Here is a 25,415-nt window from a genome sequence, read left to right as displayed (position 1 = left end):
GGTGAATCCCTTTATTATGTGTACTCGCGTGAAACGCCAGCGCCTGTGCGCTCCCTGCTCCTGATCGAGCACGTTTTACAACGGTTGCCCTTCCAGACCCCGCAAGGCCTCCGACTCCGAACTTACTTCACACGTGTAGCAATTACGCTTATGGCCATTTTAAACATCCTCGAATTCCCCGACTCGCGCCTGCGCACTATCGCCAAACCAGTGGCCGTAGTGGACGACGAAGTGCGTCAGTTGGTCGACGACATGTTTGAAACAATGTATGAGGCGCCCGGCATCGGCCTGGCCGCTACCCAGGTCAACGTGCACAAGCGCATCGTGGTCATGGACCTGTCCGAAGACCGCAGCGAGCCACGGGTGTTCATCAACCCAGAGTTCGAACCGCTCACCGACGAAATGGGCCAGTATCAGGAAGGCTGCCTGTCGGTACCGGGCTTCTACGAGAACGTCGATCGTCCGCAACGCGTGAAAATCAAGGCCCTGGACCGTGACGGCCAGCCTTACGAACTGATCGCCGAAGGCCTGCTCGCGGTGTGCATCCAGCACGAATGCGACCACCTCAACGGCAAATTGTTCGTCGATTACCTGTCCACGCTCAAACGCGACCGGATCAAGAAGAAGCTGGAAAAGCAGCATCGTCAGCAGGCTTGATCCCCTTCTTCCAAAGGCTTGCAGCGGCAAGCCTTTTTCTTTTCTGCGTATTTATTAGCGAGAATTCCCATGACTGAGCCACTGCGCATCGTCTTTGCCGGTACCCCGGAATTTGCCGCCGAACACCTCAAGGCCCTGCTCGACAGCCCCTACGAGATCGTCGCGGTCTACACCCAGCCGGACCGGCCGGCCGGACGCGGGCAAAAGCTGATGCCGAGCCCGGTCAAGCAACTGGCGCTGGAGCACGATATCCCCGTGCTGCAGCCGCCAACCCTGCGCAACGCGGAGGCCCAGGCCGAACTAGCGGCCCTCGCGCCGGACCTGATGGTGGTGGTCGCCTACGGCCTGATCCTGCCGCAGGCGGTGCTGGATATTCCGCGCCTGGGCTGCATCAACAGCCACGCCTCGCTGCTGCCACGCTGGCGCGGGGCGGCGCCGATCCAGCGCGCCGTGGAAGCCGGCGACGCCGAGAGCGGCGTGACCGTGATGCGCATGGAAGCCGGCCTGGACACCGGGCCGATGCTGCTCAAGGTCCGCACCCCGATCAGCGCCACCGACACCGGCGGCAGCCTGCATGACCGACTCGCCGAAATGGGCCCGCCGGCCGTGGTGCAGGCCATCGCCGGCCTCGCTGCCGGAACCCTGCAAGGCGAAGTGCAGGACGACAGCCTGGCCACCTACGCCCACAAGCTGAACAAGGACGAAGCACGGATCGACTGGAGCCGCCCGGCGCTGGAACTGGAGCGCCTGGTACGGGCCTTCAACCCCTGGCCGATCTGCCACAGCACGCTCAATAGCGAAGCCCTGAAAGTGCTGGCCGCCAGTCTCGCCGAAGGCAAGGGCGCCCCGGGAACCATCCTCGGCGCCAGCAAGGACGGCCTGCTCGTCGCCTGCGGCGAGCAGGCGCTGTGCCTGACTCGCCTGCAATTGCCCGGCGGCAAGGCGCTGAACTTCAGCGACCTGTTCAACAGCCGGCGTGAGAAATTCGCCACCGGCACCGTGCTCGGACAAGCGGTGGACGCCCAATGAACCCGCGTCTGGCCGCCGCCAAGGCCCTGACCTCGGTTCTCAATGGCAAGGCCTCGCTCAACAGCTCGCTGCCAACCCTGCTGGACAAGGTCGAAGTGCGCGATCGCGGCTTCACCCAGGACCTGGCGTTCGGCACCGCGCGCTGGCAGCCACGGCTGGCGGCGCTGGCGGCCAAGCTGTTGCAGAAGCCGTTCAAGGCGGCCGATGCCGATGTCGAGGCGCTGCTGCTGGTGGGCCTTTATCAATTGCTCTACACCCGCGTCCCGGCGCATGCCGCCATCGGCGAAACCGTGGGCTGCGCCGACAAACTGAAAAAGCCCTGGGCCAAGGCGCTGATCAATGCCGTGCTGCGCCGCGCCCAACGTGAGAGCGAAGCGCTGTTCGCCGAGCTGGAGCGCGACCCGGTGGTGCGTACCGCCCATCCGCGCTGGCTGCAAAAATCCCTCAAGGCGTTCTGGCCCGAGCAATGGGAAGCCATCTGCGCCGCCAACAACGCCCATCCGCCGATGATCCTGCGGGTCAACCGTCGCCATCATTCCCGCGCGGCCTACCTCCAGCTGTTGAGCGAGGCCGGCGTCGCCGCCAAGCCTTGCGTCTACAGCCAGGACGGCATCGTCCTCGATGAAGCCGCCGACGTGCGCAGCCTGCCGGGCTTCGCCGAAGGCTGGATCAGCGTGCAGGACGAGGCCGCGCAACTGGCCGCCGAGCTGCTGGAGCTGGCGCCGGGACAACGGGTGCTGGACGCCTGCTGCGCGCCTGGCGGCAAGACCTGCCACATCCTCGAAGTCGAGCCCGCGCTGGCCGGCGTGGTCGCGGTGGACCTGGAAGCCAAGCGCCTGGTGCGTGTCCAGGAGAACCTCGACCGCCTGGGCCTCCACGCCGAGCTGATCGCCGCCGACGGCCGTGACACCGCTGCCTGGTGGGACGGCAAGCCGTTCCAGCGCATCCTGCTGGACGCGCCGTGTTCGGCCACCGGGGTGATCCGTCGCCACCCGGATATCAAGCTCACCCGTCAGGCCGACGACATCGCCGCCCTGGCCACCTTGCAAGGCGAACTGCTGGACACCATGTGGTCGACCCTGGAAGTCGGCGGCATCCTGCTGTACGCCACCTGCTCGACCTTGCCGACCGAAAACACCGAGGTGATCGAGGCGTTCCTGGCCCGGACCCCGGGCGCTCGCGAACTGGACATCGGCGGGCAACTGGGCCAGCCTCCGGCCGGCCTGAAGCAGCCCCACGGTCGCCAGTTGCTGGCGCAAGAGGGCGGCCATGACGGGTTCTACTACGCCAAGCTGATCAAGATTGCCGCCGCGCGCGGTTAAGAAAGGTTCTAAGGGAGTGACTGGATGAAGATCATCATCCTCGGAGCAGGGCAGGTGGGCGGCACGCTGGCAGAGCATCTGGCCAGCGAAGCCAACGACATTACAGTGGTCGACACCGATGGCGAACGCCTGCGCGATCTCGGCGACCGCCTGGACATCCGCACCGTACAGGGCCGCGGTTCGTTCCCGACGGTGCTGCGCCAGGCCGGCGCCGACGATGCCGACATGCTGGTCGCGGTGACCAACAGCGACGAAACCAACATGGTCGCCTGCCAGGTCGCCCATACCCTGTTCCACACCCCGACCAAGATCGCCCGGGTCCGCGAGGCGGCCTACCTGACTCGCGCCGGCCTGTTCGACAACGAGGCGATTCCGGTCGACGTGCTGATCAGCCCGGAACAGGTGGTGACCAACTACATCAAGCGCCTGATCGAACACCCCGGCGCCCTGCAGGTGATCGACTTCGCCGAAGGCAAGGCCCAGCTGGTGGCGGTCAGGGCCTATTACGGCGGGCCGTTGGTGGGGCAGCAACTGCGTCAGCTGCGCGAGCACATGCCCAACGTCGACACCCGCGTCGCGGCGATCTTCCGCCGTGACCGGCCGATCCTGCCCCAGGGCGATACGGTGATCGAAGCCGACGACGAAGTGTTCTTCATCGCCGCCAAGGCCAACATCCGCGCGGTGATGAGCGAGATGCGCCGCCTCGACGAATCCTACAAGCGCATTGTCATCGCCGGCGGCGGGCAGATCGGCGAACGCCTGGCCGAAGCCATCGAGAGCCGTTACCAGGTGAAGATCATCGAGATGAACCCGGCGCGTTGCCGCTACCTCTCGGACAACCTCGACAGCACCGTGGTCCTGCAAGGCAGCGCCTCGGACCGCGACCTGCTGATGGAAGAGAATATCGCCGACGCCGATATCTTCCTGGCCCTGACCAACGACGACGAGGCCAACATCATGTCCTCGCTCCTGGCCAAGCGCCTGGGGGCCAAGAAGGTGATGACCATCATCAACAACCCGGCCTATGTCGACCTGATCCAGGGCGGCGATATCGACATCGCCATCAGCCCGCAGCTGGCCACCATCGGCACCCTGCTGGCCCACGTGCGCCGTGGCGACATCGTCAGCGTGCACTCGCTGCGCCGTGGCGCGGCGGAAGCCATCGAGGCGATTGCCCATGGCGATGCCAAATCGAGCAAGGTGATCGGCCGCGCCATCGAGGACATCGCACTGCCGCCAGGCACCACCATCGGTGCGATCATCCGCGACGAGGAAGTGCTGATCGCCCACGACGACACGGTGATCGAGGCCGGCGACCATGTGATTCTGTTCCTTGTGGATAAAAAACATATCCGCGATGTGGAGAAGCTGTTCCATGTGGGGTTGAGCTTCTTCTGATCCGGGACCTGCGCTGTCAGGACCGGTCAATCGCGAGCAAGCTCGCTCCTACAATGGAAGGCGTACATCCCTGTAGGAGCGAGCTTGCTCGCGATAGCTGTCTCGAATACGCCACCTAACCGTCGAAGGAGCCCTCCCATGCTCGAATCCCTGGAAAAAATGCTCGCCAAGGGTATGGATAACTCGCTGCTGCGCTTCGGCCTGGGCAAGGGTTATCTGGATCTGCACGAATACGCCAAGGCCGCCGAGCACCTGCAACGCTGCGTCGGTTTCGACCCCAAGTATTCGGCGGCGTGGAAGCTGCTGGGCAAGGCCTACCAGGGGCTGGAGGATTATCCGGCGGCGCGCCAGGCCTGGGAGCAGGGCCTGGAAGCGGCCCGCGGTCATGGCGACAAGCAGGCGGAAAAGGAAATGACGGTGTTCCTCAAGAAACTCGAGCGCCAGACCAAAGGCTGACTGTAGCCGCTGCCGAGTGAGCGAGGCTGCGATCGACCGCGAAGCGGTCGTAGAACCAGACGCCGCGATCTGCCAGACACTCCTGCTGCGCAGGTTTAGCGAGGACTGCGTCCTCGTACGCAGCCTCGCAAGCTCGGCAGCGGCTACAGGCGATGTCCGAACGCTTCAGAGATAACGCAGGCCGATGCCCTCGGCGTCCACCAGCACCACTTCCATTTTCACCCGCGGAGCGTTCATCGGCAGGCCTTGCACCTGGCCGTAGACCACCGCGCCCTTGGGTAGCGCCGCCAATGCCGGGTGCTTGACGTAGACCCCGCTGGCAGACAGGTTGAGCGTCTGGCCCAGGCATTCGCCGAAGCTTTCGTGCTGGATCTTGATCCTCAGGGATTTGCGCGAATCGGGCATATGCTGTGCTCTGCTTCAACCTTTGTGGATAACCTTGGGCGAAAGGTTATCCACAGATCGTGCCAGGCGGTCAGTACCAGCGTTCTTCGCCGGCCGGACGTTTCTTGAAACGCTTCATGCTCCACATGTACTGGCTCGGATAAGCCCGCACATAGCGCTCGACCACCTGGCTCATCGCCGCGCAGGAGGTTTCGGTATCGGTGCTGTACATCGCATCCGGCGCGGCTTCGAGGATCACCTTGTAGCCGGAACCGTCGGGCAGGCGCAGCGCATGCAGGAACACCCCGACCGCCTTGCCGCCGGCCAGCATGTTCGGCACGAACTTGCTGGTCAGCGCCTTGGTGGCGAAGAAGGGCACGAAGATCCCGGCGGATTCGGCCGGTTCCGGGTCGGCGGGAATGCCCACCGCACCACCTTTGCGCACTTCCTTGATGACGCTGAGGATGCCTTCCTTGGTGGACGGCGCCACGCGGTTGCCCAGTTGTACCCGCTGTTTCTGCAGCAGGTCGTCCACCGCCTTGAGCTTCGGCGGGCGGTAGAAAATGATCGGTTTGCACTGGCTGCAATAGAAGTGGTTGAGCACTTCCCAGTTGCCCAGGTGGCTGGTGATGCCGACCACACCCTTGCCCGACGCCAGCGCCTCTTGCAGCACCTCGAGGCCCTCGACTTCACGCACCAGGGCGATCGAGCGCTCGGCCGGCCAGATCCAGGCGCAGGCGCTTTCGGTCAGGGATTTGCCGATGTCTTTCAGGCTCTGTCCCACTAAACGCTCGCGCTCGGCGGCGTCCATCTGCGGAAAGCACTTGGCCAGGTTGATCCGCACCACATCGCGGGAACGGTTGGGGGTCTTCCACATGATCCAGCCGATGGCCGAACCGACCGCCTGCACCGCGCGCCAGGGCAGCAGGGCAAACAATCGCAGAGCGCCCACCAGCAGGGCGCCTTTAAACTTATCCACAGGTGACTCCTGATATCCGGGTCATGAACCTTGTCGCAAGCCGGTTATTCTAACCGCCCGTTTGCCAGGATGGCGTAGCGATCGCAGTCGCGGGTGTGATCCATCACCATGCCCGAAGCCTGCATCAGCGCATAACAGATGGTCGGCCCGACAAAGGTGAAGCCGGCCTTTTTCAGACCCTTGCTCATCGCCTCGGCCTCTGGAGTCACCGCTGGAACCTCGCTGCGGTCCTTGAAATGATTGACCCTGGGCACCCCGCCGACGAACGACCAGAGGAATGCCACCGGGTCCTCCAGCGCCATCCAGGCCTGGGCGTTGCGCCGGGCGGCAGCGAGTTTCAGGCGGTTGCGGATGATCCCGGGATCGAGCATCAACTCGTCGATTTGTGCATCGCTCATCTGTGCCACGCGCTGCACATCGAAGCCGAACAGCACCTGGCGATAGCGCTCGCGCTTCTTCAGGACGGTGATCCAGGACAGGCCGGCCTGGAACCCTTCGAGCAATAACAACTCGAACAAACGCTGCGCATCGCGTAGCGGCACGCCCCACTCCTGATCGTGGTACGCCATGTACAGGGGATCTTCGTTGCACCAAAAGCAGCGTGGCATAAGGCTCCAGTGGGCGTGCGCACAACTGAATCGGGTATACTCCCGCTCTTTAAATCGCAGCCCAAGTAACAGGTGAATTTCGTGAGCCAGCCTACGCCAGCCGTGCGTACCTTCCAAGACTTGATCCTCGCCCTCCAGCAATACTGGGCCGAGCAAGGTTGTGTGGTACTTCAGCCCTACGATATGGAAGTAGGCGCCGGCACTTTCCATACCGCCACGTTCCTGCGCGCCATCGGCCCGGAAACCTGGAACGCCGCTTATGTGCAGCCCAGTCGTCGCCCGACTGACGGCCGCTACGGCGAAAACCCGAACCGTCTGCAGCACTACTACCAGTTCCAGGTGGTCTTGAAGCCGAACCCAGAGAACTTCCAGGAGCTGTACCTGGGCTCGCTCAAGCACGTCGGCCTCGACCCGCTGGTGCACGACATCCGTTTCGTCGAAGACAACTGGGAATCGCCGACCCTCGGTGCCTGGGGCCTGGGCTGGGAAGTCTGGCTCAACGGCATGGAAGTGACCCAGTTCACCTACTTCCAGCAAGCCGGTGGCATCGAGTGCTACCCGGTGACCGGCGAGATCACCTACGGCCTGGAACGCCTGGCCATGTACCTGCAGGGCGTGGATTCGGTCTATGACCTGGTCTGGGCCGACGGCCCGTTCGGCAAGGTGACCTACGGCGACGTGTTCCACCAGAACGAAGTGGAGCAGTCGACCTACAACTTCGAACACGCCAACGTCGAGAAGCTGTTCGAACTGTTCGATTTCTACGAAAGCGAAGCCAAGCGCCTGATCGAGCTGGACCAGCCGCTGCCGCTGCCGAGCTATGAAATGGTCCTCAAGGCCTCGCACACCTTCAACCTGCTGGATGCCCGTCGCGCGATTTCCGTGACCGCGCGTCAGCAGTACATCCTGCGTGTGCGCACCCTGGCGCGTTCCGTTGCGCAAGCCTACCTGCTGGCCCGCGCCAAGCTGGGCTTCCCGATGGCAACCCCGGACCTGCGTGATGAAGTGTTGGCTAAGTTGGAGGCGGCACAATGAGTGCGCAAGATTTTCTGGTTGAACTGGGCACTGAAGAACTGCCACCCAAAGCACTGAACACCCTGGCCGAAGCCTTCCTGGGCGGTATCGAAAAAGGCCTGCAGGCCGCCGGCCTGAACTTCGAGACCAAGCACGTCTACGCCGCACCACGCCGCCTGGCAGTGCTGATCAGCGGCCTGGCCACCCAGCAGCCGGATCGCAGCATCAACCTCGACGGCCCGCCGCGCCAGGCCGCCTTCGACGCCGAAGGCAACCCGACCCAGGCTGCCCTGGGCTTCGCCAAGAAATGTGGCGTGGACCTGAGCGAAATCGACCAGAGCGGGCCGAAGCTGCGCTACAGCCAGAGCATCAAGGGCAAGCCGACCGCCAGCCTGCTGCCGACCATCGTCGAAGACTCGCTGAACGACCTGCCGATTCCAAAACGCATGCGTTGGGCTGCGCGCAAGGAAGAGTTCGTGCGTCCGACCCAATGGCTGGTGATGCTGCTCGGTGACCAGGTCATCGACTGCACCATCCTCGCCCAGAAAGCCGGTCGCGACTCCCGCGGTCACCGCTTCCATCACCCGCAAAGCGTGCGCATCACCTCGCCGGCCAACTATCTGGACGACCTGCGTGCCGCCTATGTGCTGGCCGACGCCAACGAGCGTCGCGAGCTGATCAGCAAGCGCACCGAAGAACTGGCGCGCCTGCAGGAAGGTACTGCCATCGTTCCAGCCGATCTGCTGGACGAAGTGACCGCCCTGGTGGAATGGCCGGTGCCGCTGGTGTGCTCGTTCGAGGAACGTTTCCTCGAAGTGCCGCAGGAAGCCCTGATCACCACCATGCAGGACAACCAGAAGTACTTCTGCCTGCTGGACGTCGACGGCAAGCTGCTGCCGCGCTTCATCACCGTGGCCAACATCGAAAGCAAGGACCCGCGCCAGATCATCGAGGGCAACGAGAAAGTCGTTCGCCCACGCCTGACCGACGCCGAGTTCTTCTTCAAGCAGGATAAGAAACAGAAGCTCGAAGACTTCAACCAGCGCCTGCAGAACGTGGTGTTCCAGGAGAAGCTGGGCAGTGTCTACGACAAGGCCGAGCGCGTCTCGAAACTGGCCGCGTTCATCGCCCCGCGCATCGGCGGCGACGCCCAGCGCGCTGCGCGTGCGGGCCTGCTGTCGAAGTGCGACCTGGCCACCGAAATGGTCGGCGAGTTCCCGGAAATGCAAGGCATCGCCGGTTACTACTACGCCCTCAATGACGGCGAGCCGGAAGATGTCGCCCTGGCGCTGAACGAGCAGTACATGCCGCGTGGCGCCGGCGCCGAGCTGCCAAGCACCGTCACCGGTGCCGCCGTGGCCATCGCCGACAAGCTCGACACCCTGGTCGGCATCTTCGGCATCGGCATGCTGCCAACCGGCAGCAAGGACCCGTACGCGCTGCGTCGTGCCGCGCTGGGCGTGCTGCGCATCCTGATCGACAAGAAGCTCGACCTGGACCTGACCGAAGCAGTGGCGTTCGCCGTCAGCGCGTTCGGCAGCAAGGTCAAGAGCGCCGGCCTGGCCGATCAGGTCCTGGAGTTCATCTTCGACCGTCTGCGTGCCCGTTACGAAGACGAAGGCGTGGATGTCGCCACCTACCTGTCGGTCCGTGCCCTGAAGCCGGGTTCGGCCCTGGACTTCGACCAGCGCGTGCAGGCCGTGCAGGCCTTCCGCAAGCTGCCGGAAGCCGCTGCGTTGGCCGCGGTGAACAAGCGCGTTTCGAACCTGCTGAGCAAGGTCGAAGGCAGCGTGCCGACCACCGTGGAAGCCAAGTACTTCGACAACGCCAACGAGTTCTCCCTGTACTCGGCGATCCAGCAAGCGGACCAGGCCGTGCAGCCAATGGCCGCGGCGCGTCAGTACAGCGAGACCCTGGCCCGCCTGGCCGCCCTGCGCGAGCCGGTCGACGCCTTCTTCGAGAAGGTGATGGTCAACGCCGAAGACGCCAACGTGCGGGCCAACCGCTACGCGCTGCTGGCACGTCTGCGGGGTCTGTTCCTCGGTGTCGCCGACATCTCGTTGCTGGGGTAAGGCGTACGTGAAACTGCTGATTCTCGATCGGGACGGAGTGATCAATCACGACTCCGACGCTTACATCAAATCGGTGGAGGAGTGGATTCCGCTCCCCGGCTCGGTCGAAGCCATCGCGCAGTTGAGCAAGGCCGGCTGGACGGTAGCGGTCGCTACCAACCAGTCGGGCATCGCTCGCGGTTACTACGATGTCGCCACCCTCGACGCCATGCACGAGCGCCTGCGCGCCCTGGTGGCCGAGCAGGGCGGCGAACTCGGCCTCATCGTGTACTGCCCCCATGGCCCGGACGAAGGTTGCGCCTGCCGCAAACCCAAGCCCGGCATGTTGCAGACCATTGCCCGGCACTACGAAGTGGATCTGGCTGGTCTATGGTTTGTGGGCGACAGTCTCGGTGACCTGGAAGCCGCAAAAGCCGTCGACTCTCAGCCAGTTTTGGTAAAGACCGGGAAAGGCGAAAAGACCCTGGGGAAACCCCTACCGGTAGGCACCTTGATTTTTGACGACCTGGCGGCAGTTGCCGCTGAACTTATCCACAATTAGAGAGTTCTTCTGACATCCTGGCCAAGGACTGTTCGGGAGTGCGCTTTTTTAGAGGCGGGCAATGCCCGCAACGGTAAACGCCGCTATGTCGATCCTGCAGGCAATCAGAACCTTCTTCTTTTACCTGCTGCTGGGCACCAGTTCGTTGCTGTGGTGCTCCCTGAGCTTTTTTATCGCGCCCTTCCTGCCGTTCAAGGCGCGCTATCGCTTTATCAACGTCTATTGGTGCCGCTGCGCGTTGTGGCTGACCAAGGTGTTTCTCAAGATCAACGTGGAAGTGAAGGGCGCGGAAAACGTCCCCGAACGTCCTTGCGTGATTGTCTCGAACCACCAGAGCACCTGGGAGACGTTCTTTCTCTCGGCCTATTTCGAACCGCTGAGCCAGGTGCTCAAGCGTGAACTGCTGTACGTGCCGTTCTTCGGCTGGGCCATGGCCATGCTGCGTCCGATCGCCATCGATCGCGACAACCCCAAGGCCGCGCTCAAGCAGGTCGCCAGCAAGGGCGACGAGCTGCTCAAGGACAATGTCTGGGTACTGATCTTCCCGGAAGGCACACGGGTGCCTTACGGCCAGATGGGCAAGTTCTCCCGCAGCGGCAGCGCCCTGGCGGTCAACGCCGACTTGCCGGTGCTGCCGATCGCGCACAATGCCGGCAAATACTGGCCGAAGACCGGCTGGGTCAGGCACCCCGGCACCATCACCGTGGTGATCGGTGCGCCGATGTACGCCGAAGGCTCCGGACCACGGGCCATCGCCGAGCTCAACGACCGGGTCGCAGCCTGGAATGAGCAGGCGCAGCGGGACATGGGTTCGCTGCCTCCGGTAGCCGCGGCGCCGGACAAGATGGCCATCTGAGTTTCTGTGGATAACCTGTGTACCGTTTTATGGATAATCGCTATATAAAATTCGTAAGCATATGATTTATATACATATTTCATAAACCCATAAAACTCCGGAAAACGTGCATAAGTTTTCTGGATACGAAAAAAACCGGCCTTGGGGCCGGTTTTTTTCGCCTGTCGATATTCAGTCCGTGAGCAGGGGTAATTGCAGGCTGAAGGTTGTCCCCTGGCCGACCACGCTACGGCAGACAATCCGCCCTTCATGCCGGTCGACCACCGCCTTGACCATCGACAACCCCAGCCCCAGGCCTTCGCTGCCCTGGGCCGAGGCGAAGCGCTGGTACTGCACGAACAGCTGCGGCAGCTCATCGGCCGCAATGCCTTTGCCCTGGTCGGTGATATCGCAGGTCAGCCAGCCTTCTGTGCAAGCGACTTGCACCCGGACGGTCGAGCCCGACGGGCTGTACTTAATGGCGTTTTCCAGCAGATTGAACAAGGCCCGGGTCAGCAGGGATTGATCGGCCAGCACCATGCCTTCGGCGTCGTCGTCGAGATCATGCACCAGCTGGATGTTTTTCAGCTGGGCGATGGTCATGGCCTGGTCGAATGCATCCAGCACCAGCATGGCGAACATGCTCGGCTGGAACTGATAGGCCTCGGACTCGGCCTTCGCCAGTTGCACAAAGGCTTCGGTGAGCCCCAGGGCGCGACGCACCTGCAGTTCGATCTGGCTGTAGATCCGTGTATCGCCCGAGCCCTGGTGCCGCTGCACATCGAGCAAGGCCAGGATCGCCGAATGGGGCGCGCGCAGGTCATGGGACAGGAAGCGCAACAGGGTGGCCCGCTGCTGCTCGGCATCCCGCTCGAGGCTCAGGTCGGTGAGGCTCAGCAGCCAGCCGATCGGCGTATCGCTGTCGATCGGCAGCAAGGGCGCCAGGTCCACGCGCAGGCTGCGCTGTTCGATATCCCGAAATTCCAATGGCTGCAGTTGCGACAGGGCAGGGCGTTGCCCGTCCTGCAAACCGGGATAACCCAGGCCGGCCAACTGGTGGACCAGGTCCTCGCCGATCAGCGCGTTGCCAAACACTTCACGGGCGTTGCGGTTGGCCAGCAACACGCGGCCGTCCGGATCGCTGATCAGGGTGGCCACCGGCAGGTATTCCAGGCCGTCGGCAATGAACCGGCGGGTGTCGCGGGTGCGGCTCAAGGCCTGCTCCAGGGCCACGATCTGCCCCTGCAGCACATCCCCGGCGGGGGTCTGGGTGCGCCGGCGTTCGGGCAGTACCTTGGGTTCGCTGTCCAGGCGCGCCAGCTCCCAGCCAAAGTAGGCCAGGATCACGCTCAGGCGACGCCAGTTCCAGATCAGGTAAGCCAGCAGCATCCCCAGCAGACTGGCCACCGGCGGCCACCACAGTCCCAGGCGCAGCAGCCCGGCCGAACCGAGTAGGGCCGCCGCCATGCAGGCCAGGGTCAACCACAACGCATGCCGCGGCCGTACCAGCAGCAATCCCAGCAGGGCCGCCACCAGCAGCACCGACAGCGCCGCGGCCGGCCATTGCCCCAGGGCAACGATGGTGCGCTGCTGCAACAAGCCATTGAGCAGGTTGGCCTGGATCTCGATGCCTGGGGTGGTGCCGACGCTGGCCGACTGCGGGGTGACGTAACGGTCGCCCAGGCCGGGAGCGGTGGTGCCGATCAGGATCAGCTTGTCACGCAACAACTCCGGTGGGACTTCACCGCGCAATACGCTGACATAGGGAACACTGGGGAACCCGGCCTGGGTGCTGATGAAGGGGATGCGTATTTCGTTGCTGCGCAGCCAGCCCTGGGTGATCTGCGCGGTGTCCGAGCCAGGCATCGACAGGGCAGTGCCCACCGGGTGCGCCTGTTGATAAAGCAGCCAGGCCAATTGTGCCTTCGGCGCCTGCGGTGGGCCTTCGCGCAGATAGACGCTGCGGACCGTGCCGTCGGTATCGGCCTCGGCATTGATATGGCCGACCGCCTTGGCGCACTGACTCAACGGGGCCACAGGTTCGATCTCACCCAGCGGCTGGCCATAGCGGGCCACGCTCTCGCGCAGCAGGGGCAGGAATACCTGGCCTTCGCGGCAGATCGCCTGGGCCAAGTGCTGATCGTTCTCGGGGACGCTGTCGGGTTCGCTGAAGATCACGTCGAACAGCACGCCCTGGACCTTGGCCGCCGTCAGCCGATCCAGCAGGTCGGCGTGCAGGGTGCGCGGCCAGGGCCACTGGCCCAGCTGCTGCAGGCTGTAGTCGTCGATGGTGATCATCAGAAGGCGTGAATCGACCGGCAACGGGCTGAGCCGTCGCAGGTTGTCATACAGCAGGTTATTCAGCGCCAGTCCGTGGCTCAGCGACAACAGGGCGGTCAAGGGCAGCAGGATCAGGCTGACCCATGCCCATTCCCGCACCAGACCGCCAAACAGTCGCTGGGCTTGCGTCGGCTCCCGGCCCTCGGGTCGGCGCCAGCGCCTCACCGACAAACCGCCGCGCACTTACTGAACACGCGTGGTCCTGGGGTAATAGAAGATGTCATAGACCCCCGTCTCTCCTTCGAGTCCGTGCTCATCGAAAGCAGAAAGGCGGACATGATAAAAAAAGGCTTCCAGGCCGCTGAAGTTGACTTCCGGCGTGCTGGAGAACTGTTCCTGCTTGATATTGAGGAAGCTTTTGTCGGTCGCCACCTGGGCCCGGTAACGCTTGGCGCCCGGCAAGGGCTTCATGATCAGCTGCCAGACCGGCAGATCGCCCGTCTGGCCCGCCTGGCCCATCAGCTGCGGCGCAGGTAACAGATCGACTGGCTTCAACGGGCCTTCTTTCTGGATACGCAAACCTTGGCGAGCCATGACCTGCACTTCACCGGGAACCGGCCCGACCGGTTTATCCACAGGGCGTTTCTTGCCCTTGGTCTGTTTCGGCGCTTCGTCGTCTTCGCGGTTGACCGCTACCTGGCCGTTGAGCACTTCCACCAGCGACTGCTGATCGTCGTTACGCACCCGGAAGTGCGTACCGCGTACACCCAGCACGCCGATCGGCGTGACGATCTGGAAACGGTCGTAATCGCTCGGGCGCTTGATGACATAGGATTCGATCTGCCCCTGCTCGAGCGCGACCTGGGGGATCGCATGTTCTTCGTTCAGGTGCAGGGTGATCTGGGAACTGGAGGGCAGCACCACCAGCGAGCCATCGCCCAGGGACAGGCTGACGAATGCCGAAGGCGAGGTCTTTACCCCTTCGAGTTCATCGACGCTCATGCCTTCTTCCAGGGGTACCTGGTTGCCCTTGGCATCCAGCTTCCAGGCTTCGCCCGTGAGATGCTCGACCGTCGCCGGCAGCGGCTGGCCACGGCATTGCTGGTTTTCATCGATATAGGGAGGGCGCTTGGGTGCGGCGACGGCAGCCTGCGGCATGGAAAAGGCCAGTGTGCTGCCGAGCAGAAATGAAACGAGCATGGCCCGGTGGCGGATGTGCAAGGAGGTCATGGGTTCATGGGTCCGTAGTCGCGCTCTTCTGAAGTCCGTGCCATTAGAACTGCATTGTTAGCGTTCTGACCATACCTCTTGAACCAAGGCCGGCCAGGGTCATTCCATTACGGGACAAACAGCACAACCGCTAAAGAGCGGCTGCGCTGTTTGGCTCCATGCCGGCCGGATGCGAATCAGCGCATCCGACCCGCTCAGGTCAGTCCCGCTCGATGGAGATCAACCGATAGGCCAGGGCTCCCAGCCCTGCGCCCAACAGCGGTGCTACCCAGAACAGCCACAGCTGCGAGACTGCCCACTCGCCGGCGAAGAAGGCGACCGCGGTGCTGCGAGCAGGGTTGACCGAGGTATTGGTGACCGGAATGCTGATCAGGTGGATCAGGGTCAGCGTCAGGCCAATGGCAATCGGGGCAAAACCGGCTGGCGCGCGCTTGGCGGTGGCGCCCAGGATGATCAGGAGGAACATCGCGGTGAGCACGACTTCGGTCAACAGCGCAGCGAACATCGAGTAGCCGCCAGGGGAGTGTTCACCGTAACCGTTGGCTGCGAAGCCCGCCGAAGCGTCGAACCCGACCTTGCCGGAGGCGATCAGGAACAGTACGCCACCTGCGGCGAGCCCACCGAGCACCTGGGCGACGATGTAAGGCAGCAGTCGGCTACCCGGGAAGCGCCCGCTCAACCACAGGCCAACCGAGACCGCGGGGTTGAGGTGAGCTCCGGAAATCGGACCCAATGCGTAAGCCATGGTCAGGACGCTCAGGCCAAAGGCCAGGGCTACCCCCAGATAACCGATCCCGAATTGCGGAACGCCAGCCGCCAGCACGGCGCTCCCGCACCCGCCCAGGACCAACCAGAACGTACCGAAAAACTCAGCGCCGAATGTCTTCATCAGAGGCCTTCACAGATAAAAAATGAGGAATTGTTTGTTGGCTGGCGGCGCCGTGGGGCCGCGCGGGAGAGGAGGGATGACACATCCCTGTGTCGGAGCATTACGTCCTGAGGAGGCACTCCCTATATTCCCCTGTACTGCAAACCGAAGACAAGCCCCGGCCTGACGTCCGCCAATCCGGCGGTTGACACTCCCTGTGTCGGAGCACTTCCGATTGCCCCTGTGTGCCACTCAGCGACTACGAATTTACCGGCATGCCGTGGAGGCCGGGCCGGTTTGCAATATTTGTTCAGAATTGTCTGATCTAGAACACCCAACGCTGCTGCTCCTGATAGACCATAGGCTGCGCCGTCTGTGTCTGTGGCGCGCCGATCGGGGCGAAGCCCTGGGAGTCGCTGAACCCGATAGTGGTTACGGACGGGCTGAAATAACGCTGCACCGGCAAGGCATAGTCCGAAGACGGCAGCGCAGGCTGCTCCGCGGTCGACCCCAGGCTCAGGCAAGCCGCGAGCATCAGAGTGGTAAATCGAGCCAGGTCCGCTGCCTGCGCAATGCCTGCGTAGAGCAACCGCCCCTTCCCCAGGATGTTCCCCATAGTTCTTTTCCTTGCACGTTCGAGCCGGTATCGTTCTGCAACGAATGCAGGCCGGATGGACAGTGCTCCTGTCGGCTACCGGCTATATGACATCAGCGTACCGAGCAAAGGTGTGAACCAGAGCAATTCGCCACAATTGTTCAGATTCGTCTGATCAGCCTAAACTCAGCGCCAGGAAAGGCCTCAAATAAAGCCATCAGCATTCTCTCGCGATAAAAGGAACTGCCCCGCATGCGTGTCGCAATACTGGATGACGAGCCCGCCGAACTGGCGCGGGTGGAACAGACACTGCGACAGATCCCCGGCCCCGGGGAACAGCCATGGACGCTGCACAGCTTCGAGCGTGGCGAGGACCTGCTGCGGCAGCTGCGGCGCGAAACCTTCGACCTGCTGATTCTCGACTGGCAGCTGCCGGACCTCAGCGGACTCTCGTTGCTGCGCTGGACCCGCGAGCACATGGAGGCGCCACCGGCGGCCATCATGCTCACCAGCCGCGATGCCGAGAGCGATATCGTCCAGGCCCTGAACACCGGTGCAGACGACTATGTGAGCAAACCTTTCCGCCCCAACGAACTCAAGGCACGGGTGACCGCCGTTCTGCGTCGCCACGGCTTGCAGCGCTCGGCGGCCGTCGAGGTACAGACCTTCAACGACCTGGCCTTCGACGACGCCGAGCTGACCGTGACCCGCGCCGGCAACCCGATCAGCCTCACCGAACGCGAATACCGCCTGGCCCGCTGCCTGTTCGCCAACCTGGGTCGGCCGCTATCCCGGGAATACCTTTATGAGCGTTTCTGGACCCATGAGGAAATCGTCTCCTCCCGCCCCCTGGACACCCACATCTACCGCCTGCGCAACAAGCTGGGGCTGACCGCGGATCGTGGCTGGCAGCTGCTGACCATCTATGGTTATGGCTATCGCCTGGAAAGCGTAGTACTAGATGTGCCCCAAGAAAGCGTCTGAATTATTAAAAATAAGCGATATTAAAAACGCTAAACCAGAGAGGCCTCGTCAAATCGGGAATCCCAAGAGTTATTTAATGCAAAACTTTCCGTCGATACAGAGTCCTGCTTAAATTGAAGTGCCTGAGAGGCTAGAAGGCTTAAACCCTCCGGATTTTTACTTAAAAAAACCCCCTCATCACCAGCACGAAAACTCATTTCCCCGAAATTTGTTGATAGTACTGGCAACCCTAACGCTCTGTACTCATAGTACTTAATAGGGTCAACTGAATCCGTTAATTTATTAACTTTAAATGGTATTAAACCCACATCAAAATCCGCCATTTCACGCAAGGCAGATACATGATCGCAAGGAGGGCGAAACTCGATATTCCCAGGTAACGCCATTGGAGCAGGTTGGAAAACAGGCCCGATCAGACGAATGGAACTCTCTGGAAAAGCTCGAGCAAGAGCCACCAGCCAGTCCCAATCAAACCAGCTGGCGATGGTGCCTACATATCCAAATACTTTAGGGTGTACATCTTGTCGCCGACCTCTAAAAAAAGGGGCTAGGGATAAATCGAGTCCGTTATGAACAAGTTTTACATCCGGTCGAAGCCCACTCCAGCGAGACTTGAGGAGAGAGCTTGAGGTCAGCACAGAGGAAACACGCTTAACAAGAGCCTTTTCACGACAGGTCATGGCAATTCGCGATACCCCCCTATAAAAAGCTGGGAAGTCATCCATGGCATCATATACAGTCTGATGCAAACTTAGACTATTTATTACCCTAAGGGAAAAAACAGAAGGTTTTCCAACAACAAGAATAGTTTTATTTTCTTTAGAAAACTCCATCAACTCTCTTAAAGTTTTCTTCCAAACAAAATGGTTCAACCAGCCAGAGGCTGGGAGTGGCTCTATAGGCAATGCTCGAGGTTTTAATATCTTAATCCAAGATGGATTCGAAACCAGTGGCTCAAATTTACTTGGCTTTAAGCGAGAAAAATCACTAAGCAAAGGAAAGCGTGTTGGATATGGATCAACCCAAAGGACCTCTCCCCCCATTCGTTTATGGAACCAGTCCACAAACTTATGGGGTCTTTGAGCAAAACTCGTCCAAGGAACTGGAGCTAGGTAGATTAAACGCATTAGCAAAAATGATCGCTTAGTGTCTTTACGATCCGGGCCGACGCAAGTCCATCTCCATATGGAGAAACACCACGAGCCATAGCGGAATAAGCCTCGCTATCGTCAAGCAAACGCTGTGTTTCGCTTACAATATACTCGTAGTTTGAACCGACAAGTTTAACAACGTCCTCCTCTACAGCTTCAGGACGCTCAGTTTCCTCACGAAGAACAAGCACTGGTTTACCCAAAGCCGGGGCTTCTTCTTGTACTCCACCAGAATCCGTTAAAATCAAATATGCACGTTTCATCGCTGCAACGAAAGGAGCATAGTCCAAAGGTTCGCAAAGAATAAAGTTCGACACATCACCCAGCACGCTATAAGCAACATCCTTAACATTTGGGTTAGGATGCACTGGGTATAAAAACTGAACATCAGGGTTGTTTATGGCCAACGTATGCAGTGCACGGCATATATTTTTGAATGGCTCTCCAAAGTTTTCCCGTCGATGCGAAGTTACTAGCACCAGTCGTTTTTCAGGATCCAACTGAACACCAAGATCAAGCTCCTTTGAGGCTGTCATCAAAAGAGCATCAATTACTGTATTCCCTGTCATTATGACATCGTCAGCAGAAATACCTTCACGGAGCAAGTTCTGGCGAGAGCCTTCAGTCGGGGCAAAGTGCCATTTTGCTAGCTTGCTAGCAATAACCCTATTTGCTTCCTCTGGAAAGGGATTCTGCATATCGCCTGTACGTAATCCTGCCTCAACATGTCCTATCAAAATACGGTGATAAAAACATGCCAAGGCAACTGTCATAACGGTTGTAGTGTCGCCTTGAACTAACACCGCGTCTGGTTTTTCTGCTAACAGAACATCATCCAGGTCCAACAGCAAACGTGCAGTTAACGTTGTTAACGCTTGGTTTGGGCGCATAATATCTAAATCGATATCAGGCTCAATGCTAAAAAAGTCCAGCACCTGGTCCAACATATGACGATGTTGAGCTGTAGCAAGAACTCGTACATCCGCCCAAGGTTCTTTTTTTAAGGCTAAAATTACGGGGGCCATTTTTATGGCTTCTGGACGAGTCCCGACAACGCAAAGTATTTTCTTTTTCTGGCTCATAACAACCTCTTTTAACTATTTTAACCAGGATAGTTCTGAAAGAATTCTGGGTGATTAATCCATTTTTTCTTAAAGTAGTCAGAATTACGATTGAACAACTTTGTGTAATACTCAGAGTTTGAATGTGCACCTGTTGTCTGATGGGGCTGATGACGGATACCGGTTAAATCACGGTAGCAGACATCAAAACCGAGCTTTTTGATCTGAAAGGAAATATCTGTATCTTCAAAACAAGTAGGGTCATAAGCAACATCGAATCCATCAGTTGCATTAAAAACAACTTTTGGCATGAAGAATCCACCGGTGCCTAGATATCCAATATCAGGTCTGTAACCAATACGAATAGCAAAATCATTCATAGCACGATTTGGGCAATAATCAGTAATCATACCACCCAGATCTGAGCGTGATGAATCAAACCAGCCAGCGGCCCATCCTACAGCGCCAACATTTGCATCTCTTTTAAGAATCGATAAAGCCTCTTCGAAACAGCTAGAAGAAGTGATCCATTGATCCGAATCAAAGAACGCAAGATATTTGCCAGTGGCGGAGCTAACGCCCAAATTCCGCCCTGACGCGCAGCCGTTCATTGGATTTCTTATGACCTGAACAGATGGAAAGCTCTCTTCAACATATTCCGCACCACCATCAGCACTTGCATTATCCACAACAATAACTTCTTTGATATATGCGCTGCAATGAAGCAGTAAAGACTCAAGAAAACGCCCGATAATCCCTCTGTTATTATGAATCAAAACAATTACACTAACTTGACCAGAGAACTCTGTTAGACCTTGAATTCCAATAATTGAATCCAGTCGAGAGAACCATGAGTTATTAGATATAAAACGATCATTCTCAAGAGACTTTGAGTCGTCAACCTTCGTCTGATTACACAGGTATGCAAAGTCTTCAGGAGACTCAGCCACAAGAACCCCTGGGTATCCTAGTACTTCAGGTAACGCAGTAGAAACAACTGGACGCCCAGCGAATAAGTACTCGAAAATTTTAATTGGTGACACCGCGTCAGAAATTTTTCCTGGCGAAAATGGTAATAAACCAAAATCAGTGTGAGCCAAGTAACCTGGGAGTTCGTCAATTAGTTTAGGCCCCAGCAGGTACACGTTATTAGGTAAAACTTTACCTGTAGGTCTATCACCAATTAGCAAAAAAGCTATATCAGGATTACGCAAGGCCGCCTCTTGGATATAATCCCAAGCGAACCACTCACCATAGAGAGAGCCAAAATATAGAGCAGAAAGCCTATAACCTGTAGGTAGATCAATTGGTCGAGAGTAACTTTTATATTTATCGAAAATATATTCGTTAGCTGCGTTAGGTAGGTAGAGAGCGTCGGAACGACCCAAGTCTTGCAGTCGCTTCTGCAATAATTTTGCGGTTCCGACTACACATTTGGCGTTTGCTACAAACTGATGATATACGCTTAGGTCAAACCAGTCTCCACCAAGACTTGTTTCCCAGTCATCAATCAACTCAAAAACACTTCTTATGCCTCGGGAATTAAAAAGATCAAGATATGGCATGGCAGCCGAATGTGGCAACTCTACAAGTAATGTAGCTTGACTAGATATGCTTCTCAAAATTTCTAGAGGCGAGGTGGCATCAATATGCCTGTGATACAGGCCATGAATTTTTACGTCCGAATCCACATATTGATTGGTTTCAAAATCAAACTTCTTATATATATAGATATAATAAACTTGTCGTCCTGCTTTAAGAGCACAACGCGCTAATTGAGCTGCACGTTGTCCACCACCGACATCATCAAAGGGAACACCTGTAATTATTACCAACTCGCCATTCAGCAGAGGCAAACTAATATTCTGTGCCTCAACGGATGAATCCGAGGAATTATCAACAACAGACGGCTGAATATAATTTGTAGTTATACCTAGATTACGTCGCTTAACTTTTGAATCTAGCGCCTTGATAAAACCTAACAAGCCTGCCGATCGAATCAATGCTATAGATTTAGAAAAATATATAGGAGTTCTCTTTAGCCTAACAATTACTCTTGCCATAAAACCATAAATACCCTGATCTTGCTCTTGCAGTTTCATTATTAGGCTCGCTATGTAAATTTCCTTATCTTCACGATAGAGCGCTGCTTCATGAAGTTTTATATCGGTTTCTTTGATTTTTTCAGTTAGCGTCGTTATCTTTTTTTCTAGTTCAGACTCCAACCGCTCAAGCTCAATAATTTTCTTGCCTTGTTCGGCTTCAAGTATTTTAAGCTCAGCAATCTCGCACCCTTGCTCTCTTTCAAGTATTCCGAGTTTGGCTAGCTTATTTTCTTGTTCGACAAAGCGCCCTAAAAATTCAGACTCTTTTAAATCACTCTCCATCAGTAGGTGATTTATTTTTTTTGTTTCCTCAGTTAACTCAGCGACCATACCGTTCAACTTAGTATCTTGCAGTCTCTGCTTAAAATGAGAAAACCCCATCGCAAGCCGCTGATCATAATGACGCGGACTAAAAACTAAATCGCCCAACCGATCGAAAGTCTCTACTGACTGAAAAATCGGCGTCGATTCGCTAAAATTATTTTTAAGGATCAATTGATAAAAATCAGCGAGCAACGTGACTTTATCTTTATCAATCTTATGTACCCCTTTTAAAAACTTCTCCCAAAGCATTGTCTCTTCGAAAGACTCCATTGCCAGCTTATATATTTGGGATTCTTCAGAATTACTGACACATCCTAGCTGCTTACGAAAAGACTCTGAATCGATAGTCTTGAGGCCTCTACCAGAAAAATTTGTCTCCGCAGCCAAGTCAAATATCAACTGATCAAGGATACCTTTGACACCATCATACCCAACGAGAGCAACCGGCCTCTTCGCAGAAATACCTTCAAGAACGACCCTCCCCATCCCGGCAACCCCAGTGAATTTCTGCATTAAATTGTGCACATCATCACTGACGCCATAAAACTCAACAAACTCAACTAATCCATTTTGGCTTATTTTTTCTACAAGATCTTTCTTAGCTGGACCATCGCCTACTAATACCACTCCTGGAATTCCAGCTTCTTTTGCTTTATATAAAAAATCAGCAACTCCTACTGACTTCATTGCATCAAGGCGGCTGACTAGTATCCAGCGAGGATCAATGTTATCGCTGTGTATCTCTATCGTATCTTTAGGAAAGCTCACACCATTTGGAATAATACTGACGCGTCTCTCAGTAACATAAGGCGCAGCAATCTTCTCGACCTCTTTTGAAACCGCTACGATCAAATCAGCACGAGGAAGAATTATTGACTTTAATAAAAGGTCATAAACAGGACCATAGTACGAGGCAAAGGACGCAGGACCATGCAGTGTTAGCCCAAATGGAATACCCTCGAGTTCTGCAGCGATAAAGCTTGGTATCAAAGAAGTAAATGGATGTGCATGCAAGAAATCAATATTTTTTTCTCTAATTATTTCTCTGAGTCTCTCTACAGAGCTAATAAGTTGCTCTGAAGTAATATGCACTCCAAACTCTAGACCTTTAGTTACCGAAGCTATATTCGGAGGCAGCAACAGATCATCGAAAAGTTCCCCTACAGCTAGGTGAATCTCGCAGCCAAAATTAATTAGAGAGGCACTCTCACTTCTTATATGGGTTTCTAAACCACCAATCGTGAAGGACTCACTAGAAATGAGAATTCTTTTCATTCTATCTCACCACTTTAACAGACACACAAGCATCTAAAGCAGAAATACCACTGCCCGTTGGTCGAACCTGACTAACTTTTAAAATAATAACATCAGTCTTTCTATCAAGATAAATCATATCTCCATGAGAAACTGACTCGGCAATTGCAATTGTAACAAAATAGGTTCCAGGACACAGGTCAACTTTCAGATCAAAGTCGAAGTTTATTTTGTCCCCGCTTTTTACGTTTAACTGATTTTTCTTATGATAGAGCGTACTGGTACCAAACGCACTGACCCCTTCAACTGTACGAATAAGTATTCCAGCTTGGATTTCATCAATTGAATTTAATACATCAACATTAAAGCTGATTGAGGCACGGTCCCCAGTCCTGAACGACTCTGTAGACTCACCATCTTTATCACGAACTTCCCAGTTTTTTATAATTGCTCGTAGTCCATTATTTTCAGCTTCGCCTTCCTCTAGGCTGACAGGACTACTTATTAGCTCTTTAGTCTGATTTTCAGACTCTACCTCAAGCGAGTTTGCTTTCTCTTGGTTAAGATATCTGAGGTAGGCCTTCTCGTCGGAATAAAGTAGAGCATGATATTGATCAACTATTTCCTTAGCTGGGCCTATACCATGTACTTCACCACCATGAAGTAGAATTCCTCGTTGGCAAAACTTTTCAACGGTAGCTGTAGAATGGGTCACCAATAATATCGAGCAGCCATTTTCACGAAGTCGTTCAATATAATCAAAGCACTTCCGTTGAAACTTTTCATCACCAACAGATAGGGCTTCATCTACAATCAGAATTTGAGGATCAACACACGCCTGTACGGCAAAAGCCAATCTAACAACCATACCACTTGAATATGTTTTTACTGGCTGTTCTAAATGCTCACCAATGTCAGCAAAACTAACGATGCTGTCAAATTTCTCATCCATCTCTTCCTTGCTAAAACCAAGGATAGATCCGTTAAGGTATACATTTTCTCTTCCGGAAAACTCAGGATTAAACCCTGAGCCCAACTCTAACAACGCAGCTAGAACTCCATTTGTACGAATTTCTCCCTCAGTAGGAGATAACGTTCCAGAAATTATTTGTAGCAGCGTACTTTTTCCACTACCGTTCCGCCCAAGTATCCCAATTGTTTCTCCTTTATATACGGAGAATGAGATGTTTCGTAGAGCCCAAAACCCCGTAAAGTATTGGCGTTTGCCAAGCGTCAGAAATTGAAGCAGCCTATCTCTAGGCTGCGCATACATTTCAAACCGCTTAGAAATGTTATTGATAGAGATGGCAATTTCAGAGGACATCAGCGAATCCTTTACGTGTTTTTTGAAACCATGCAAATCCAAGACACGCAACTAGCCCCGATAGAGATGTATGGACTACCCAACCTTGCAAATCTATTGGTCTCCCCCAAATCATTACGTCACGGGCCTGTTCAATTACAAACGTCAATGGGCTAATCAACATGAATGGACGATAACTTTCAGGCAAAGAAACTACTGGGTAAAAAATCGGTGATAGAAACATTAAAACCGTTGTAATAATCCCCACAACCTGCGACACATCTCTTAAGTAAACACCAAGCGATGCAAGTAGCCAGGAAAGGCCTAGAGTCAACAAAACCAATGGAAGCAGAACAAATGGTAACAATAAAATAGTCGCGTGAGGCATTCCAAAAAACAATACATAAAAAATCAACCACACCAATAGGCTGATTAGTAAGTGAAAGGCTGCAGATCCTAAGGCTACACATGTTAATATTTCTAAAGGAAAAATTACTTTCTTGACGTAATTTACATTTCCAACAATCAGTGTAGGTGCTCTATTTATGCACTCACTAAATAGATTAAAAACCATGAGTCCAGAAAAAAGAACCAGAGCAAACTCTGTTTTTGATCCAGTTCCCCCAACCCATCTTGCTTTGAATACAACACTGAATACAAATGTATAAACAGCCAGCATAAGTACCGGATTGAAAAATGACCACAATAGCCCCATCGCAGATCCACGATAGCGCCCGGAAACCTCACGACGGATCAAATTAAAAATTAGGCTTCGATTGCTCCTTATGGAGCGAATCAAGGTTGAAGGTGAGATAGAGCGGGCAGCATGAGGATTCAATCTAGACACTTCCTTTGCATATTCTGGCTCAACGTGATCGCCAGTAGTTTCTGTTAGGGCACTGAATAATACATAACTTAAAAACTTATTTTAAAGGGCTATCAAAAGTAGACCGACGTACGCTCGT

Annotated in this window: 22 protein-coding genes; 10 read left to right on the top strand and 12 right to left on the bottom strand. The window is 56.2% G+C overall.

What is annotated here, in order from left to right:
* The first annotated feature begins 150 nt into the window (after positions 1 to 150).
* The 5 genes from def (at position 151) to J4D28_RS08105 (ending at position 4,862) form a co-directional block, all read left to right on the top strand.
* Positions 151 to 657: a peptide deformylase gene (gene def, locus J4D28_RS08125; protein ID WP_009046227.1), complete on the top strand. Its 507-nt coding sequence runs from the start codon at positions 151 to 153 to the stop codon at positions 655 to 657.
* A 69-nt stretch (positions 658 to 726) separates the two neighbouring features.
* On the top strand, positions 727 to 1,686 hold the full coding sequence (gene fmt / locus J4D28_RS08120; protein ID WP_009046226.1) for a methionyl-tRNA formyltransferase: 960 nt from the start codon (positions 727 to 729) through the stop codon (positions 1,684 to 1,686).
* Entirely contained in the window at positions 1,683 to 3,008 is a 1,326-nt protein-coding gene (gene rsmB, locus J4D28_RS08115) for a 16S rRNA (cytosine(967)-C(5))-methyltransferase RsmB (RefSeq protein WP_009046225.1), read from the top strand. The genes fmt and rsmB overlap by 4 nt, the downstream gene beginning before the upstream one ends.
* 24 nt (positions 3,009 to 3,032) lie before the next feature.
* Entirely contained in the window at positions 3,033 to 4,406 is a 1,374-nt protein-coding gene (gene trkA, locus J4D28_RS08110) for a Trk system potassium transporter TrkA (protein WP_007932603.1), read from the top strand.
* A 138-nt stretch (positions 4,407 to 4,544) separates the two neighbouring features.
* Positions 4,545 to 4,862 carry a tetratricopeptide repeat protein gene (locus J4D28_RS08105; protein WP_009046223.1) on the top strand — a complete coding sequence of 106 codons (318 nt, stop codon included), beginning with the start codon at positions 4,545 to 4,547 and terminating at the stop codon, positions 4,860 to 4,862.
* 165 nt (positions 4,863 to 5,027) lie between these two features.
* Here J4D28_RS08105 and J4D28_RS08100 read toward each other — a convergent pair whose 3' ends face one another.
* The 3 genes from J4D28_RS08100 to J4D28_RS08090 form a co-directional block, all read right to left on the bottom strand.
* On the bottom strand, positions 5,028 to 5,267 hold the full coding sequence (locus tag J4D28_RS08100) for a pilus assembly protein PilZ (protein ID WP_103330786.1): 240 nt from the start codon (positions 5,265 to 5,267) through the stop codon (positions 5,028 to 5,030).
* Between the two features lie 70 nt (positions 5,268 to 5,337).
* On the bottom strand, positions 5,338 to 6,225 hold the full coding sequence (locus tag J4D28_RS08095; RefSeq protein WP_023967681.1) for a lysophospholipid acyltransferase: 888 nt from the start codon (positions 6,223 to 6,225) through the stop codon (positions 5,338 to 5,340).
* A 44-nt stretch (positions 6,226 to 6,269) separates the two neighbouring features.
* Positions 6,270 to 6,833 (bottom strand): DNA-3-methyladenine glycosylase I, encoded by a 564-nt coding sequence (locus tag J4D28_RS08090; RefSeq protein WP_009046221.1) that lies wholly within the window; start codon positions 6,831 to 6,833, stop codon positions 6,270 to 6,272.
* An 81-nt stretch (positions 6,834 to 6,914) separates the two neighbouring features.
* Between J4D28_RS08090 and glyQ the strand changes: the two genes are divergently transcribed.
* The 4 genes from glyQ to J4D28_RS08070 all read left to right on the top strand — a co-directional run bounded on the left by glyQ (position 6,915) and on the right by J4D28_RS08070 (position 11,316).
* Positions 6,915 to 7,868 carry a glycine--tRNA ligase subunit alpha gene (glyQ, locus tag J4D28_RS08085; RefSeq protein ID WP_003177094.1) on the top strand — a complete coding sequence of 318 codons (954 nt, stop codon included), beginning with the start codon at positions 6,915 to 6,917 and terminating at the stop codon, positions 7,866 to 7,868.
* Positions 7,865 to 9,919: a glycine--tRNA ligase subunit beta gene (gene glyS / locus J4D28_RS08080; protein ID WP_007921024.1), complete on the top strand. Its 2,055-nt coding sequence runs from the start codon at positions 7,865 to 7,867 to the stop codon at positions 9,917 to 9,919. The genes glyQ and glyS overlap by 4 nt, the downstream gene beginning before the upstream one ends.
* Before the next feature lie 7 nt (positions 9,920 to 9,926).
* A complete protein-coding gene (gene gmhB / locus J4D28_RS08075) occupies positions 9,927 to 10,460 on the top strand; it encodes a D-glycero-beta-D-manno-heptose 1,7-bisphosphate 7-phosphatase (RefSeq protein WP_063433543.1) in 534 nt (177 codons plus the stop codon).
* An 85-nt stretch (positions 10,461 to 10,545) separates the two neighbouring features.
* A complete protein-coding gene (locus J4D28_RS08070) occupies positions 10,546 to 11,316 on the top strand; it encodes a 1-acyl-sn-glycerol-3-phosphate acyltransferase (protein WP_009046219.1) in 771 nt (256 codons plus the stop codon).
* A 171-nt stretch (positions 11,317 to 11,487) separates the two neighbouring features.
* On the opposite strand, the gene J4D28_RS08065 is transcribed toward J4D28_RS08070, so the two are convergent.
* From J4D28_RS08065 to J4D28_RS08050, 4 genes are all read right to left on the bottom strand, one after another.
* Entirely contained in the window at positions 11,488 to 13,806 is a 2,319-nt protein-coding gene (locus J4D28_RS08065) for a CHASE2 domain-containing protein (protein ID WP_036985504.1), read from the bottom strand.
* 12 nt (positions 13,807 to 13,818) lie between these two features.
* Complete coding sequence (locus J4D28_RS08060) at positions 13,819 to 14,805, bottom strand: FecR domain-containing protein (protein ID WP_028683592.1); 987 nt, start codon at positions 14,803 to 14,805, stop codon at positions 13,819 to 13,821.
* 199 nt (positions 14,806 to 15,004) lie between these two features.
* Positions 15,005 to 15,694: an aquaporin Z gene (gene aqpZ / locus J4D28_RS08055; protein ID WP_007921032.1), complete on the bottom strand. Its 690-nt coding sequence runs from the start codon at positions 15,692 to 15,694 to the stop codon at positions 15,005 to 15,007.
* A 304-nt stretch (positions 15,695 to 15,998) separates the two neighbouring features.
* Positions 15,999 to 16,289, bottom strand: coding sequence for a hypothetical protein (locus J4D28_RS08050; RefSeq protein WP_009046216.1), 291 nt, complete (start codon positions 16,287 to 16,289; stop codon positions 15,999 to 16,001).
* Between the two features lie 231 nt (positions 16,290 to 16,520).
* On the opposite strand from J4D28_RS08050, the gene J4D28_RS08045 reads away from it, so the two are divergent.
* Entirely contained in the window at positions 16,521 to 17,252 is a 732-nt protein-coding gene (locus J4D28_RS08045) for a response regulator transcription factor (RefSeq protein ID WP_009046215.1), read from the top strand.
* Positions 17,253 to 17,281: 29 nt separating this feature from the next.
* On the opposite strand, the gene J4D28_RS08040 is transcribed toward J4D28_RS08045, so the two are convergent.
* Genes J4D28_RS08040 through J4D28_RS08020 form a run of 5 tightly spaced genes read right to left on the bottom strand, consistent with a single transcriptional unit; the run spans position 17,282 to position 25,288 of the window.
* Positions 17,282 to 18,379: a glycosyl transferase gene (locus tag J4D28_RS08040; protein WP_009046214.1), complete on the bottom strand. Its 1,098-nt coding sequence runs from the start codon at positions 18,377 to 18,379 to the stop codon at positions 17,282 to 17,284.
* Positions 18,379 to 19,485, bottom strand: coding sequence for a non-hydrolyzing UDP-N-acetylglucosamine 2-epimerase (gene wecB, locus J4D28_RS08035; RefSeq protein WP_009046213.1), 1,107 nt, complete (start codon positions 19,483 to 19,485; stop codon positions 18,379 to 18,381). The genes J4D28_RS08040 and wecB overlap by 1 nt, the downstream gene beginning before the upstream one ends.
* Positions 19,486 to 19,505: 20 nt before the next feature.
* On the bottom strand, positions 19,506 to 23,168 hold the full coding sequence (locus J4D28_RS08030) for a glycosyltransferase (RefSeq protein WP_009046212.1): 3,663 nt from the start codon (positions 23,166 to 23,168) through the stop codon (positions 19,506 to 19,508).
* 1 nt (position 23,169) lies between these two features.
* Positions 23,170 to 24,471, bottom strand: a complete 1,302-nt coding sequence (locus J4D28_RS08025) for an ABC transporter ATP-binding protein (RefSeq protein ID WP_009046211.1) — start codon at positions 24,469 to 24,471, stop codon at positions 23,170 to 23,172.
* Positions 24,461 to 25,288, bottom strand: a complete 828-nt coding sequence (locus J4D28_RS08020) for an ABC transporter permease (protein ID WP_009046210.1) — start codon at positions 25,286 to 25,288, stop codon at positions 24,461 to 24,463. The genes J4D28_RS08025 and J4D28_RS08020 overlap by 11 nt, the downstream gene beginning before the upstream one ends.
* Between the last annotated feature and the right edge of the window lie 127 nt (positions 25,289 to 25,415).

The organism is Pseudomonas sp. GW531-T4 (assembly GCF_017349615.1).
GTDB lineage: Bacteria > Pseudomonadota > Gammaproteobacteria > Pseudomonadales > Pseudomonadaceae > Aquipseudomonas > Aquipseudomonas chlororaphis_I.
This window is presented reverse-complemented; position numbering and strand designations above follow the sequence as displayed.